The organism is Stenotrophomonas sp. S39 (genome assembly GCF_016624665.1).
In the GTDB taxonomy this organism is placed as follows: Bacteria; Pseudomonadota; Gammaproteobacteria; order Xanthomonadales; family Xanthomonadaceae; genus Stenotrophomonas.
Genome location: NZ_JACVTT010000012.1, coordinates 24,492 through 38,470 on the forward strand (window position 1 = coordinate 24,492; position 13,979 = coordinate 38,470).

A 13,979-nucleotide genomic window follows, 5' to 3' on the forward strand; every position below is an offset into this window, starting at 1 on the left:
GCATGGCTAGCCGGATGGAGCTGAGCGCTCCCGTCGCCACGACGCCGGTGCTGCCCACGTCGCCGCCGCTGCACGCGCTGCGCGGCGGCATGGCCGAACGGATCGCCGGGCACGACTGGTCGGCCACCCCGCTGGGGGACCGTGACGGCTGGGCGCCGCACCTGCGGGCGACCGTGGACCTGATGCTGGCCCACGGCTTCCCGATGATCGTGCTGTGGGGCGAAGAACTGGTCCAGCTGTACAACGACGGCTACGCCGAGATCCTGGCCGACAAGCACCCGCACGGCCTGGGCCAGGCGACCCGCATCTGCTGGCCCGAGGTGTGGCACATCAACGGGCCCATCTATGCTCGGGTATGGCAGGGCGAAACCATCACCTACGAGGACAAGCTGTATCCGCTTGCCCGGCAGGGGGTGCTGGAAGACATCTGGTTCACCATTACCTACAGCCCCATCCGTGATGCGTGCGGGCGCATCGATGGCGTGCTCGTCACGATGTTCGAGACGACCGCCGCGCATGCCGCGCACGCCGCACGGGAGCATGAACAGCGACGCAGGCGGCAGAGCGACGAGCGCCTGTCACTGGCCTTCCAGATGCTTCCGGTGGGGCTGTGCATCGTCGATACCGAAGGCCGCGTGCTGCAGTCCAACGAGCAGATGCGCGCCTACCTGCCCAGCGGCGAACTGCCGTCACGCGACAGCCGCAACATGCCGCGTTGGCAGGGCTGGCATGAGGATGGCAGCCTGATCGGCCCGGAAGACTTTGCCGTAGCGCGCGCGCTTCGCGGCGACACGGTCGTGCCAGGGCTGGAATTCCAGTTCACCCACGAGGATGGACAGGTGCGCTGGACACGCGTTGCAGCGGCGCCGTTGCGGGATGCGCAGGGCGAAGTCACCGGTGTGTTCGCCATCGCCATCGACATCGATACGCTGAAGCGCGCCACCGAGCGCCAGGCCGTGCTGCTGGCCGAGCTGCAGCACCGGGTGCGCAACATCATGGCGATGATCCACGCCATCGCGTGGCGCACGCAGGAAACCGTAGGCAGCGTCGAAGAGTATGCCGAGCGGCTGTGCGGCCGGTTGATGTCACTGGCCCGCACCCAGGCGCTGCTGACCCGCGGTGACAATGCGGGGGTCTGCCTGCGCGGCATGCTGGACGAGGAAATATCGGTGCAGGTGCACCGTTCTGACCAGTATCTGCTGGAAGGCCCTGACGTGCTGCTGCCGCCGAAGGCTGCCGAGGTCCTCTCGCTGGCCGTGCACGAACTGGCGACCAACGCGCTCAAGTATGGGGCCATCCGCAGCAATGGTCGCATCGAAGTTTCGTGGTCCGTGCAGGTGCAGGTGGGGGATAGTCCCTGGCTGGCCCTGCACTGGTGCGAGCGGCATTCGCCCGTGGACGGCTGGTCGCAACCGCAGCGACGCGGGCTCGGCTGCTCGCTCATCGAGAAGCGGGTGCCTTACGAGCTGGCCGGCAGCGGGCAGCTGCTGTTCCGCGCCGACGGCGTGGATGCCCACATCCGTTTCCCGCTGCGGGACCGGGACAGCCTGCTGCAGACCGACGCACCGGCAACGGGTTGACGCGTCGCGGCCGGCTACGCGCCGGGAAGCGGCTCATGCAGCGGGCAGCCATTGTGCTGCGAGCGATGCGCGCGCGAAGCAGCCATCACCACGCGGCGTGCCCGATTCAAAGCGCCCAATGGCCGGTGCGCCTGCAGTGCGTGCCATGGGCTGAAGGCCAGGCGGTCCTCGATGCCCGGTGACTCGGCGTCGTCCCAGCTCACCTGGGGTGGAACGTGCAGCGTAGCCACTGCAATGAACGGGCTCTGCTCCTGCGGCCATTCCACCGAGGCATCCTCGATGGGCATCGTCTGCTCGTCACGGCACAGCTGTGCACACAGTTCCCAGACAAGCTCAGTGCGGCCGCTGGCAAGCGCGTCCTGGATGGCATCGCGCTGGCTGTCCTCGCTGTTCTCCACGGGCGCACCGCTGAGCGACAGCAACGTCGCGGAGACGGGGCGAAGGCAGAACTTGGCCACATAGGGGCCGAAGCGGAACGGCACCTGGCTGAAGAAGGTTTCGCCCATCGGGTGGGTCTGCGGTTCGCCACCCATTCCCTTGATCTTGCCGCTGCCGCCGCCAGCGGCTTCCAGCAGCCGCTCGCCGCCACGCAGGGCGGCTGAAATCACTGCCTTGGTGCGCGGCATGCGCTCGGTGGTTGCCGCCAGCAGCTTGGTGGAGCGGAGGAAGCCCTTGGGGCCAGGGCTGGTGAAGGCCGGGCCGTTGACCATCAGGAAGTCCTGGCTGTGCTGTTCTTCGCTTTCCGCCACGCGCTCGCCCGGCACGCCAAGAATCTTCAGCGCAATCGCACGTGGCGTGGACACCGTGTCCGGCAGCTGCTCGGCAGGCGGGGAAGAGAAGCGCACGACCGCTTCATACGCGCCCGGCGCGGCAAACAGTCCATGTGCGAGCTCCTCTGGCAGGTTGTCTGCTATCTGCAACTTTCCCTTCAGCAGGGCCTGGCCCTTGGCGTGCACGGCGCGATGCGCGTGGCCTTCAGCGGCGGCGACCGTGCGGGCCATGTCCAGGAACACATCGCGCAACGCATCGATGGTCTCAGCTTCGTCAGCCTCGGGCTGCTCCATGCCGGCATGGAACGGAACGGGGGAAAGTAGCGGGCGCATGGCTGGCTCCATCAGGGATGAAGCCAGCATGCGTGATTGCGGTTATCCGCCAGTGCAGGGCCGGCATGGGCCGCTTTCACGACCCATGCGCGGGCGCCTGCGATGCCTCAGGCAGGCTTGGGTGCCTCGCCGTCACCGGCGTCCGGCAGCGGCGGCAGGGTCGGGTCCACGGTCACCGGGACATCGCTCTTGAGCAGCGCAGCGGCTTCCTTGTCGCTGGCCACGGCCGGCGGTGAACCGCGCAGCGGCATGTTCGCCGTCTCCTTCACGAACATCATGGTGACCAGGCCGACCACCGCCGCAACCATCAGGTAGTAGGCCGGCACCAGCGGGTCGCCCGTGCGCTCGACCAGCCAGGCGGTGACCAGCGGCGTGGTGCCACCGAACAGCGAGACCGACACGTTGAAGGCGATCGACAGTGCGCTGTAGCGCACCGGCGTGTAGAACAGCGCCGGCAGCGTGGAGGGCATCGAGCTGGTGAAGCACACCAGGGCCAGGCCGAGCAGCATCAGGCCGAGGAAGATCAGCCAGTCATTGCCGCTGCCGATCAGCAGCAGGCAGGGCACGGCCAACACCAGCAGCGCGATGCAGGCACCGATGATCATCGGCCGGCGGCCCAGCTTGTCGCTGAAAAGCCCGCCGACGATGTTCAGCGGCATCATCACCAGCATCACGATGATGATCAGCAGCAGGCCCTTGCTCTCGGCATACCCCATGGTCACGCTCAGGTAGCTGGGCATGTAGGTCAGCAGCATGTAGTCGGTGACGTTGAACACCAGCACCAGGCCCATGCACACCAGCAGCTGGCGGCCATGCACGCGGAACAGGTCCCCCAGGCCCGGGCGGTCGTGCTCGCGCTTCTCGGCTTCTTCGGCAAAGGCGCGGAAGGCCGGGGTTTCTTCCAGCTTCATGCGCATGTACAGGCCGAGCAGGCCCAGCGGGCCGGCCACCAGGAACGGAATGCGCCAGCCCCAGTCCAGCATGTCCTCGCTGCTCAACAGCATGTGCAGCGCGGTGACAGTGCCTGCACCGGCGATGTAGCCGCCCAGCGTGCCGAACTCCAGCCAGCTGCCCATCAGGCCGCGGTTGCGGTCGGTGGAATATTCGGCGATGAAGGTCGCCGCGCCGCCGTACTCGCCGCCTGTGGAGAAGCCCTGCACGACGCGCGCGAGCAGCAGCAGGACCGGCGCCCAGATGCCGATGCGCTCGTAGGAGGGGATCAGGCCGATGGCAAACGTGCCCAGCGCCATCAGGATCATGGTAAAGGCCAGCACTTTCTGCCGCCCGTAGCGGTCACCCAGCGGGCCGAACACCAGGCCGCCCAGCGGGCGCACCAGGAACGCCACGGTGAAGGTGGCAAAGGCGGCGATGACCTGCGCGGTGGGGTTGCTGGAGGGGAAGAAGACCTGGCCAATGGTCACGGCAAGGTAGCCGTAGACGCCGAAGTCGAACCATTCCATCGCGTTGCCCAGTGCAGCGGCACCGACGGCGCGCTTGAGCATGGGCTTGTCGACAACGGTGATCTCGTCGACGTTCAGGTGGCGGCGGCGCTTGAACCAGCCGAAATGGGCATGGGCATCGGGGTTGTCCTGCATGGGACGTCCTTTCTGTTCTTGGATTGGAGTGCGGAATAGGCGGTGTGGTGTGTCCCGAGAATCGGAAACGGCGATGCTGGCGCAACTGGCGCAGGGGCATCGGTGCGGGCGGTCCACGCTGGACCAGGACGTACGGGAAAAGACCACGCACGGGAAACTACGCCGTGGATCGGCGAGGGCTGGTGAAGATCAATGCCAGCGGTGATGGCACGTGCCGCCGATCAGAACGGGCTGACCGGAACAGGCTGGGTGCGCATCGGAAAAGCAGCGAAGATCAGCGCCTGAGCGGCGTCATCCACCCGGATCCTGCACGCGGCGAAGGAATGAAGGGGTGGGAGCGGGTGTGGCAAGCGGTACGCCGGTCGGCCGTGCTTCCCACGTAACAGGCGTGCCTGCCACGTAGTACGTCGTGTCGATCATCCGTTCATGATAACGGTTACGGCGTGAACATGCAGCGAAGCGGCCACGGGCGGACGCTGTGTTCCAGCGTGCCTGTTCATGTGCGCGCTGCGATGACATGCTGTGGACTCAGTGTGGCCGCATCGCTCACAACGCAGCCTTTACGGTGGTGGCGAACCAACGCAACCGGAGCATCGCATGACCCGTCGCATTCCCGAAGGTACCCTTGTCGTCGTCACCGATGGTGGCTCGGCGCGCGTGTTCACCAACGTCGGCACCGATCATCAGCTGACGCTGAAGCAGGAGGGCGAGCTGCGCCTGCAGGACATCAGCGAGCAGGGCGTGTCGGGCCAGGGCCCTTCCGGTGCCGTGCCGAAGGACATGTCCATTTCCCAGCTCAACGAAGCTACGTTCGCCAAGCAGGTGGCCGAACAGTTGAACGAGGATGCGCTGAAGAACCGCTATACGCACCTGATCCTGGTGGCTGACCCGATCACCCTGGGCCGCATCCGCCCACTGCTGCACAAGGAAGCGCAGGCGCGCCTGCTGGATGATCTCGCCAAGAACTTCACCAACGCGCCGCTGGAAGACATCCAGCGCGCACTGGCGGCGTAACCGCATGCCGTTCATGCGCGACCACCAGGCCGTCGAGCCGGCCCGCAGCGATGTCGATGCGCAGGCGGGTTGGCTGCTGATCGAGTTCGGCGCACCCTGGTGCGGCCATTGCCAGGCCGCGCAGCCGGCGCTGCAGGCTTTCGTGGACGCGCATGACCTGCCGCACTGGAAAATTGAAGATGGCAAGGGCAAGCCGCTGGGCCGCTCATTCCAGGTGAAGCTGTGGCCCACTGTCGTGCTGCTGCGCGACGGCCAGGAAGTGGCCCGCGTAGTGCGGCCGGTGGACAGCGCGGATCTGTCCACGCTGGTGGCAGCACTACCGTGAAAGACCCCGGAGTCCGGTAGAGCCGAGCCTGCGCTCGGCTGCTCTTGATCCCTGCTTCGGGAATTGCCGCCCCTTCCGCAGCGCTATACTCCGCGCGTGCTGTCGCTCTGCTTGAATCCTGATGACCTCTCCGCTTTCCGTTGAATCCCCGCGGCGTCTTGCCGCACCCGCGATCTGGGATGACCTGCTCGCCCATCGCTTCGAGGCCATCGAGTCCGCCTTGCCTGAACTCCTCGCGCCGCAGGACGCCGATGGCGGCGCGCGCGTGCTCGCCTTGCTTGCCCCTCCGCAGGCGTTGCCGATCAACACGTTGTGGCAGGCACTGGCTGCCTGGCAGCAGGCCTCGCCGCAGGCCGACGCGCCGCTGCTGCTGGCAGCGCTGGTCTGGGACCGCATCGCCGTCGATGCGCGTGGCTCGGGCTGGACTGCTTCGGTGGGCGAGGGCGCCTGGTCGAGCGTGCACGCCGCGCAGACCGCGCTGTTCGTTCATGCCATCGCTCTGGCCGATCGCGGGCCACTGTGCTGGCCGCTGCTGCACCAGCTGATGCGCAGCGTGGCTGCCTTCGGCGTTCCCGTGTGGATGAGCGACTGGATGCATGATGGCTTCCATCCCGCCGATGGCGCCGGCCCTTGGCGCGACATGCAGGCACTGCTGGGTGCGTGGATGGCCGAGGCACCCCGCCTGCCGGCGCTGCCGGCGCAGTTGCCCGCGTCGTGGGCGACCGCCATTCCGCTGCCGCCGGAGCTGGACGAGGATGGCGACCCGATCGAGGCAGACGGCGCTTCGCCGGAGCCGGCGCTGGCCTGGCTGCAGATGGGCCTGCAGGCCGCTGGCCATGGCCTGCAGGCCGCTGGCCATGGCCTGCCGTTGCTGGACACCTACGCGCGGCTGCGCACGCCACGTTGGGGTGGCAGCCATGACGAGATCCTGGCGCTGGCCGATGGCCCCCTGGCCGAAGGCCTCGATGCATCGCAGCGCAACCAGCTGCGGATGGTCGCCTGGCTGGATGCCATCGACGTGGACAGTATTGATACCGGCAACCGCGGCGCGGTCCAGCAGGCGTTCGCGCGCGGCATGGAACTGCTGGCGCAGCCGCAGTCGGCACTGGAGCGCACGGGCATCCACCTGCAGCTGGCCGAACTTGCATCGCGGGTGGACAACACCGATATGGCCGCGGCGTATTATGCGCAGGCGGCCGACCCCAGCGTGCCGCGCGGGTTTGATGATCACCAGTTGATGCGCATGCTGCACGCGGCCGCCGCCACCGGCATGGGCGAGTGGCTGGCGCCGGTCGTCGCGCGGCAGTGGCGCAATTCTGCCTGGGCGGCGGTGATGCAGGGCGCACTGCGCGACACCGGCTGGTGCGGCGTGACGCCGGATGCAGCACAGGCCGAGGCGGCCTATCGCCATGCGGCGACGCTGATGGCGGTGCCAGCGCCGGGCGCGGACTGTCCGTTCAACGACGTCTATTACGCCTTCGACGAAACGCAGCAGCACACCGCGCTGCTGCACATGGCGCAGGCCGGCGCCGAGCTGGGCTTCCCGGAAATGCAGGCCGCGCTGGGCTACCACTATTTCGAGCATGCGCCGGCCTACGATCCTGCGCTGGCCATCCAGTGGTACCGCCGCGCAGCGGAGCAGGACAGTGGCCGCGCGCTCTACAACCTCAGCCTGGTCTACGACCGCGGGCTGGAGGAGGGCGGCATTGCGGGCATGGGTGTGGACGAACTGGTGCATCTGTCCAACGCCTGCGAGCTGCGCTGCCTGGAACTGGCTGCGACCGAAGAGGAGTGGGGCGAGCGCCTGCAGCGTCGGGTGCGCAGCTGCGTGGCCGGCGTCGGTTATTACCTGCGCACGCAGGTGCCTGCCGAAGGTCGCCTGCCACGCCTGCTGGAGACCCTCGAATTCTGGGCTGGCCAGGCGTGGACGCAGGCCGCCTGGATGCTGGCGCAGTACTACGCCGCACGCAGCGAGCACGACTTCGACCGGGCGGTGTTCTGGGCCGAGCGCGCCTGCGCGCAGCAGCCGGACGATGAGGACGTGCTGGCGCTGCGCACGACGCTGCAGCGCGGCCTGTTCGGCAGCCGGCGCTACCGGCAGGCGCTGGAGCGCGTCAGCGACGGCCTGCAGTAGAGTCGAGCTTGCTCGACTGCTGTGTCTGTAGAGCCGAGCCATGCTCGACTGCTGTGTCTGTAGAGCCGAGCCCATGCTCGGCTGAGAGGGCAGCCGAGCATGGGCTCGGCTCTACCCACCCGGGCCTCAATGCAACGTAATCGGGCCGTGGTGCGCACGCAGTTCACCCAGCAACCGGCGGCCACGCTGGCTGACGGCAATGATGGCCGAGCTGACCTTGTGCACGTTGTAGCCCGGGCGGCCATGCGCCGCCGGGTCCGGCGGTTCGTTCTCGTTGATCATCGTCGCCATGCCTTCGGCGGTGTACAGGGCGTGTTCCAGCCGGAAGAACAGCGATTCCACTTCGTTGGTGATGGTGGGTGCTTCAGGTGACATGCGATGGCTCCTGCAAGAGTGGGCCACCCGTAGGTGGCGGGCGATACGCGGGTGGAACTTCGGCTGAAACAAGAGGAAAAAGCCGGTGGGCCATGCGGCCGCCGCGCACCGCCCGCCGTAGTCACGGCAAGCAGTCCTCTTGATTCATTTCGGGGTTCCACGCCCGGCAGCGGTTACGCCACTGCGCCGCCATCCTGCACTCCGCCATCGCAGCGGATCCAGCTTATTTTTCTTCATCGCGTGGCCTCAGTTGCGGCGCTTCCAAGAGCGCTTGAACACACAGCCCTACAAATGGTCTGAATGCGTCACGGTACGGCGCAACGCGCCCATCGTAAATCACTGCGCTTGTTGCGCTGGGCTTCGCATCAGGAAAAAAGAACGGCCCCGGCACACACACCGGAGCCGCTCAACAACGCCAAAAGCGTCTTACCAGCTGTAACTCACGCCCACCTGGGCCGCGTTCTGGTGGTAGCCACTGGCGCGCTGCAGCGACACCCCACCCCAGATGCCCATCCCGCTCGCGTACCGGATCGTAGCGCCTGCGCTGAACTCGCCACGGCTGCGTGGGATGCGCGCATCCACCACTTCATCATCCATGCGGATCTGCGATTCGGCGCGGGTGTGCAGCCAGTTGGCGGCCACGTAGGGCTGAACTTCCGCGGTACCGTTGCCCCAGCGGGTCACGCCGGACAGGCGCAGGCCTGCACGGCCAAACAGGCCATCGGCGTCTTCGGTGCCAACCACGGTGCCGTTGGCCTCGGTATGGCGGTTGCTGTCCCAGCGGTTGTAGCCCACCTGCAGCTGCGGTTCCAGGAAGATGCCACCATTGCTGGCACCGCCCACGCGGAACGCATAACCGGTTTCCACGGCCCCCTGCCACGCGCGGCTGTCGTAACGCTCACCGGCCAGGCCGATACCCTCGACGCGGTTGCGGAACTGGGCGCGCTGCACCGATCCATCCACATAGAAGCCGGCATACGGGTCAGCATCGTTGCCACCGCGCCACGTGCCATAGAGGCCCAGGGCCTCGCCCTTCACCTTGCCGCGTGCGTAGTAGCCGGTCAGCTCATTGGTGGAGGTACTGCTGGCATTGCCGGTGGACAGCATCACGCCCACGCTGCTGCCCGAATCGTGACGCCACACATCGGCGCCGACCGTCAGCGCCTGGCTGTTGCCGCGGATGTCGAGCTGGCGGCTGATGGCATCGAAGCCATTGCGCGAGCCATCCACGCGGGCCCAGGCGCGGCCGGCATTCTGGCCAGCGTTGCGGTCGTGGTAGCCCAGGCGGAACATGGTCTGCGCGGCCTGCAGGTTGGCCAGGTAGGCCCCCGGTTCCGGGCGCAGCACCGGATCCGGATCGACCGGGTTGCACTCAGGCAGGGTCGGGTCCACCACGCACGGGTCCGGCAGGGTCGGCAGCTGCGAACGCAGGTACCAGTTGCCATCGGTGCCGGTGCCCTTGAACAGGAAGTACTCGTACTGGCCACCCACCGCGCGACCGGCCAGGTTGAACTGGCCGTTGGACGCACCGCCGACCTGGATCAGCTCGATGCCCTGGTTGGTCTGCGCACCGGCACCGCCGACGTTGTTGACGCGCACGTTGGCACTGCCGCTGGTATCACCGCTGATGATCAGCTTGTCGGTGGCGGCATCGTCGCCGGCCAGCACCGTGTTGAACAGGATCGTACCGTCGTTGCCGGTGAAGTTGCCGGCCACGTTGAGGGTGTGGAAGGCGGAGCCGTCGCCGAGGGAAACCGTGCCGTTGCCTAGATCCAGTGTGCCGACCGTGGAATTGCCGGTCATGTTCCAGGTGGCAGCGTCCAGCGTGGCGCTGGTGACATTGGTCATGACGCCGTTCAATACGGCGCCATTGGAAAGCTTGGCGTGCAGCTGCGAGGTTGCATCGGCACGAAGCGTGCCCTGCAATTGCGACGCGCCGACGTTCAGATTCAGAGTGCCGCCATCGACGGCTTCGGCAATTACGCCATTGCCGCCGCTGACGGTGCTGCCATTGAGAACGTTGATCGTGGTAGGAGCGATGAACCCGGCGCCCCTGACGACAATACCTGAGCCGTTTCGGCCGGCAACGCGCGATCTGTCGATCGTAAGAGTGTTGTCGCTGATCGGGCTGGTGAGCGTTCCACCGATGTCCTCCACCACGATGCCGTTCTGATCCCCTGTGACGGCAGATCCGTTGGTGATGCTGACGCTTGAATTGGAGAAAACCGCCAAGCCCGATGAAATTTCGGGCGGAAGAAGCCCGGTCCCGATGCCGGTTCCATCAACTGTGGTATTGCTCAGCGTGAGTACACCGCCCAGAACATAGCTGCCGATGCCTTGGCCGATGACGGTCGAGTCGGTCACCGTTGCGGTGCCTGCTGCGCCGCCCGATGCACCGTTGGTTACCGCTAACCCTGCGGCAGCGCTGTTCTGCATGCGGGTGCCAACGATGGTTGCGTTGGAGGAGGCGCTTGTGACTGTAGCGAAGATATCTGCAGCGGTGGCCGTTGCTCCCGTCATGGCAAGCGTGGACCCATCGTTGACGCTCACCGATGTGGCGGCACCACCATTGTTGAAAATGAGCTTGGCGCCGTGAGCGATCCAGCCTTCAACGGGGTCTCCAGCATTGACGGTCGCGGACTGGCCGGGCCTGAGGCTGCCCGCCTGCACGGTGGAGGCGAGGGTGATGCCGGCGGCGATGGCCAGCGCAAGGGAACGACGAACTGCGATCTTCATGACGGAACTCCAGTTGAAAGAGGACTTTCAGAAAAGGAACCACGCTCACTTCGGAACGTTATTGATTCGCTCATGCGAGGTGAAGAATCTGTGAGGCGGAACCCGTTCAGAAGTAGCGCGGTGAAGGTGGCATCCACTCCATCCACGACGGTATGCGTCGTTGGTCCCTTCACGCGCCGTTGAAGGTTGTAGAGAAGGCTATACGGCGGGGTATGGATGAAAGAATAAAAAAACTTGCAAACTAATCAGGACAATTGTTGCCGCGTTTAAGTCTGTTCAGCTGCAGCGCAACATGTCTGGGCGCCGCGCCGGTGCTAGGATCTGACCACCACCTGAATCGATCCAAATGCCGATGCCCCTGCTGGACCGTCGCCTCCTGATCGCCGTCGCCGCCACCGCCATGCTCGCCTCCGGCGTGGGCACGGCCGCCACGCCGAAGTCCGCCGCCGACAAGGCCTATGCCTCGGTCGACCCCTTCATCGGCACCGGCGGGGAAGGGCATACCTACCCGGGTGCCACCGTGCCCTTCGGCATGGTCCAGCTCAGCCCGGACACACGTATCCAGCCGCGCGAGAAGGCCTATGGCTGGGCAGCGGGCTACCGCTACGACGACAGCAGCATCGTCGGCTTCTCGCATACGCATTTCTCCGGCACCGGCCATTCCGACCTGGGCGACATCCTGGTGATGCCGTTCACCGGCGAACCGGGCCTGGAGCGCGGTGACCCGGAGAAGCCGCGCAGTGGCTACGCCTCGCGCTTCCGCCATGACGACGAGAAGGCCGAGCCCGGTTACTACGCCGTGACCCTGGACGACTACAAGGTGCGCGCCGAGCTGACCACCAGCGCCCGCGTGGGCGTGCATCGCTATACCTTCCCCAAGGGCACCGACGCGAAGATGCTGCTGGACATGCGCACCAGCATGTACGACTACCCGGGCAAGATCCTGTGGTCGCGGGTGCGCGTGCGTGACGATGGCACCGTGACCGGCTTCCGCGAAACGCGGGGCTGGGCAGCGGGCCGCCAGTTGTACTTCGCCATGCGCTTCTCGCGGCCGCTGGCCAGCCACGAGCTGCACAACACCGAGAAGGACATCGTCTACAAGGGCTTCGCGCCCCCTGGCGAAAAGGACCCGGCGCAGCGGGCGCAGATCGAGGGCCGGCAGCTGGTCGGCACGTTCGACTTCGGCAAGCTCGATGCGCCGCTGATCGTCAAGGTCGCCATCTCGCCGGTCAGCGAGGCCGGTGCGATCGCCAACCTTGATGCGGAGGTGGCCGACTTCAATTTCGACCGCGTGCGCGCACAGGCGAAGCAGGAGTGGACGCAGGCGCTGTCGGTGCTGGACATCGACGCGCCGGAGCATGCACGGCGCAGCGCCTACACCGCGCTGTACCACACCCTGCTGGGCCCGACGCTGTTCATGGATGCCGACGGCCAGTACCGTGGCGCCGACAATGCGGTTCACAAGGCCGAGGGCTACACCAACTACTCGACGTTCTCGCTATGGGATACCTATCGCGCCCTGCATCCCCTGCTGACCCTGGTGCAGCCGGAGAAGCGCAACAGCGATTTCATCAATTCGATGCTGGCCCACCACGACCACAGCCCGTACGGCATGCTGCCGGTATGGTCGTTCCATGGCCTGGAAGACTGGTGCATGATCGGCTACCACGCGGTGCCGGTGATCGCCGATGCCTACGTGAAGGGCATCCGTGGCTTCGATGCCGACAAGGCACTGAAGGCGATGGTCGAGACGGCGAACTACGGCCCTTACGATGGTATCGCGCAGTACCGCGAGCTGGGTTACGTACCCATCGATGAGGAAGGCGAGGCTGCCAGCAAGACCCTGGAGTACGCCTTCGACGACTGGACCATCGCGCGCATGGCGCAGGCGATGGGCAAGGCCGACGTGGCCAGCACCTTCGACAAGCGCGCCGGCAACTGGCGCAATGCGTTCGACAAGGACACCGGCTTCATGCGTGCGCGCAAGCGTGACGGCAGCTTCCGCACGCCGTTCGACCCCAGCGCCAGCGGCTACGGCACCGACTACACCGAAGGCAACGCCTGGCAGTATTCCTGGTACGTGCCGCAGGACGTGGCCGGCCTGGCGGCAGCGCATGGTGGCAGCGACAAGCTGCTGGCGCGGCTGGATGAGGTGTTCAACGCCAAGGTGGATCCGTCCATCTTCGAGCACATGGAAGACATCACCGGCCTGATCGGCTGGTATGCACATGGCAACGAACCCAGCCACCACGTGGCCTACCTGTACTCGTATGCCGGCCAGCCCTGGCGCAGCCAGGCACGCCTGAAGCAGATCATGGACACGCAGTACGCCGATCGCCCCGATGGCCTGGCCGGCAACGATGACGTTGGCCAGATGTCGGCGTGGTACGTGTTCACTGCATTGGGCTTCTACCCGGTGGCGCCGGGTTCGGGCGAATACATCCTGGGCCGCCCGTTCCTGCCGAAGACCGCGATGCGCCTGCCGAACGGCAAGACCTTCACCATCGTGGCCAACGGCCTGGACGACAAGCACACCTACGTGGGCAGTGTCAGCCTCAACGGCAAGCCGCTGCAGCGCACCTTCCTGCGCCATGACGAGATCCTGGCTGGTGGCGAGCTGACCTTCACCATGCAGGCCGAGCCGAACAAGGCATGGCCGGGGCAGGGTGCGCAGGCGCCGTATTCGATGTCGAAGCCGTAGCCGGTAGCGCCGGGCCATGCCCGGCGCCCGAGCTGTAGAGCCGAGCCCACGCTCGGCTTGGGCATCGCGCCAGAAGCAGCCGAGCCCATTCGGTGCGCGCTGAGGCAACGCGGTAGCGGTAACGCCGGGCCACGCCCGGCGACCGAGCCTGTAGAGCCGAGCCCACGCTCGGCTTGGGCATTACGCCAGAAGCAGCCGAGCAAGGGCTCGGCTCTACCAAAGCGATGCGCGCTGCGCAGGTGCCACCTTCCGTGTCGCAATCAGCACCTGCTGTTGGCCGCACGTTACGTCCCGGCCATACAACTCGCTGGCCAAACCGTGACGCAATCATGTTCTCTGGCTGCCTGAGGTCATTTTCGTAATCGTCTGATTTTTCCTCGGCCAACCCCTTGCTAGGGTCCTGCGCACAGAAGTGC

General features: G+C 66.2%; 9 protein-coding genes. 5 read left to right on the forward strand and 4 right to left on the reverse strand.

Features of this window, described 5'->3' with window-relative positions:
* Nucleotides 1–2 precede the first annotated feature (2 nt).
* Nucleotides 3–1,580: a PAS domain-containing protein gene (locus IAE41_RS05545; RefSeq protein ID WP_200732380.1), complete on the forward strand. Its 1,578-nt coding sequence runs from the start codon at nt 3–5 to the stop codon at nt 1,578–1,580.
* A 14-nt stretch (nt 1,581–1,594) separates the two neighbouring features.
* Here IAE41_RS05545 and IAE41_RS05550 read toward each other — a convergent pair whose 3' ends face one another.
* Nucleotides 1,595–2,683 (reverse strand): catalase family protein, encoded by a 1,089-nt coding sequence (locus IAE41_RS05550; RefSeq protein WP_200732381.1) that lies wholly within the window; start codon nt 2,681–2,683, stop codon nt 1,595–1,597.
* Between the two features lie 107 nt (nt 2,684–2,790).
* Nucleotides 2,791–4,278: a glycine betaine/L-proline transporter ProP gene (gene proP / locus IAE41_RS05555; protein ID WP_200732382.1), complete on the reverse strand. Its 1,488-nt coding sequence runs from the start codon at nt 4,276–4,278 to the stop codon at nt 2,791–2,793.
* A gap of 597 nt (nt 4,279–4,875) precedes the next feature.
* On the opposite strand from proP, the gene IAE41_RS05560 reads away from it, so the two are divergent.
* The 3 genes from IAE41_RS05560 (at nt 4,876) to IAE41_RS05570 (ending at nt 7,751) form a co-directional block, all read left to right on the forward strand.
* Nucleotides 4,876–5,292 (forward strand): host attachment family protein, encoded by a 417-nt coding sequence (locus IAE41_RS05560; RefSeq protein WP_200732383.1) that lies wholly within the window; start codon nt 4,876–4,878, stop codon nt 5,290–5,292.
* Nucleotides 5,293–5,296: 4 nt separating this feature from the next.
* Nucleotides 5,297–5,617: a thioredoxin family protein gene (locus IAE41_RS05565; RefSeq protein WP_200732384.1), complete on the forward strand. Its 321-nt coding sequence runs from the start codon at nt 5,297–5,299 to the stop codon at nt 5,615–5,617.
* 121 nt (nt 5,618–5,738) lie between these two features.
* Nucleotides 5,739–7,751, forward strand: a complete 2,013-nt coding sequence (locus tag IAE41_RS05570) for a DUF4034 domain-containing protein (RefSeq protein WP_200732385.1) — start codon at nt 5,739–5,741, stop codon at nt 7,749–7,751.
* Nucleotides 7,752–7,877: 126 nt separating this feature from the next.
* Here the strand turns inward: IAE41_RS05570 and IAE41_RS05575 are convergent, their stop codons facing one another.
* Nucleotides 7,878–8,126, reverse strand: a complete 249-nt coding sequence (locus tag IAE41_RS05575; RefSeq protein ID WP_200732386.1) for a hypothetical protein — start codon at nt 8,124–8,126, stop codon at nt 7,878–7,880.
* A gap of 426 nt (nt 8,127–8,552) precedes the next feature.
* Entirely contained in the window at nt 8,553–10,862 is a 2,310-nt protein-coding gene (locus IAE41_RS05580) for an autotransporter outer membrane beta-barrel domain-containing protein (protein WP_200732387.1), read from the reverse strand.
* Between the two features lie 346 nt (nt 10,863–11,208).
* Between IAE41_RS05580 and IAE41_RS05585 the strand changes: the two genes are divergently transcribed.
* On the forward strand, nt 11,209–13,563 hold the full coding sequence (locus IAE41_RS05585; protein WP_200732388.1) for a GH92 family glycosyl hydrolase: 2,355 nt from the start codon (nt 11,209–11,211) through the stop codon (nt 13,561–13,563).
* The last annotated feature ends 416 nt before the right edge of the window (nt 13,564–13,979 follow it).

Coding starts and splice junctions, on each gene's coding strand:
- IAE41_RS05565 (WP_200732384.1), top strand. CDS start 5,297: ATGCCGTTCATGCGCGACCACCAGGCCGTCGAGCCGGCCCGCAGCGAT.
- IAE41_RS05545 (WP_200732380.1), top strand. CDS start 3: ATGGCTAGCCGGATGGAGCTGAGCGCTCCCGTCGCCACGACGCCGGTG.
- IAE41_RS05560 (WP_200732383.1), top strand. CDS start 4,876: ATGACCCGTCGCATTCCCGAAGGTACCCTTGTCGTCGTCACCGATGGT.
- IAE41_RS05570 (WP_200732385.1), top strand. CDS start 5,739: ATGACCTCTCCGCTTTCCGTTGAATCCCCGCGGCGTCTTGCCGCACCC.
- IAE41_RS05580 (WP_200732387.1), bottom strand. CDS start 10,862: ATGAAGATCGCAGTTCGTCGTTCCCTTGCGCTGGCCATCGCCGCCGGC.
- IAE41_RS05585 (WP_200732388.1), top strand. CDS start 11,209: ATGCCGATGCCCCTGCTGGACCGTCGCCTCCTGATCGCCGTCGCCGCC.
- IAE41_RS05550 (WP_200732381.1), bottom strand. CDS start 2,683: ATGCGCCCGCTACTTTCCCCCGTTCCGTTCCATGCCGGCATGGAGCAG.
- IAE41_RS05575 (WP_200732386.1), bottom strand. CDS start 8,126: ATGTCACCTGAAGCACCCACCATCACCAACGAAGTGGAATCGCTGTTC.
- proP (WP_200732382.1), bottom strand. CDS start 4,278: ATGCAGGACAACCCCGATGCCCATGCCCATTTCGGCTGGTTCAAGCGC.